Source organism: Acinetobacter sp. UBA6526, assembly GCF_002434875.1.
In the GTDB taxonomy this organism is placed as follows: Bacteria; Pseudomonadota; Gammaproteobacteria; order Pseudomonadales; family Moraxellaceae; genus Acinetobacter; species Acinetobacter venetianus.
Genome location: NZ_DJLC01000227.1, coordinates 4,240 through 4,951, shown reverse-complemented (window position 1 = coordinate 4,951; position 712 = coordinate 4,240). Strand labels below are relative to the sequence as shown.

1 pseudogene is annotated in these 712 nt (G+C 35.4%); it reads right to left on the bottom strand.

The features are described from left to right. Positions 1-371: pseudogene (locus B4237_RS15350) on the bottom strand (esterase); the annotation flags it as partial. Between the last annotated feature and the right edge of the window lie 341 nt (positions 372-712).

Below are 712 nucleotides of genomic sequence, written 5' to 3'. Positions count from 1 at the left end.
ACAATCATTGGAAGTTTTTTATTTGGTGCAGGATGATAGTGTCTTGCGAAAACAGTTCCACTTTGTAGTGGTAAGCGAATATCTTCAACTGAATCAATCGATGTTGATTTATTTAAAATCGCCAACATTTGCGCATCGAATTGTCGGCGTGATTCGATTGGATCATCCCCAATAAAGCCAATGCGTCCTTGTTTAATCTGAACAGCCATAAGGCATTTGGTAAATGCATCCAAATCTGGATATTGATACGGATAGCCTAAAAGTTTAGCGAGGGATTCTTGTACGATCTTGGGCAGCTTATCAAGTGCTCGTGCAGCAGGACCTTGTCCTTTATCTAAAATTGTTTGAATTTTTTGAGGTAATGCTGTCACTGTCGTCCCCTTCTCTCACTCTGTCCATAATTCTTGTTCTCGTTGACTATATGCTTTTATAAAGTCATAGATCAAGAATAAGATTTCAAAATATGTCGTACGCTAAAGGGCTATTCTTTAAAAGTCATTAACCATTGTGCTTATTCGATTTCGTTTTTTCTGCCAATTAACAACAGATTTTAATGCTTTGTTTAGAAATTATAAAACCAGAACTGAATGACTCAACTCTGGTTTTATAGCACTTAAAAAGTGTCATTTTTATGAATAAAGTCGCTATGCATGATATATAGCAGTACATCTATAAATTGATTTTTGGCATCTAACATTCAATCTATTGCAAG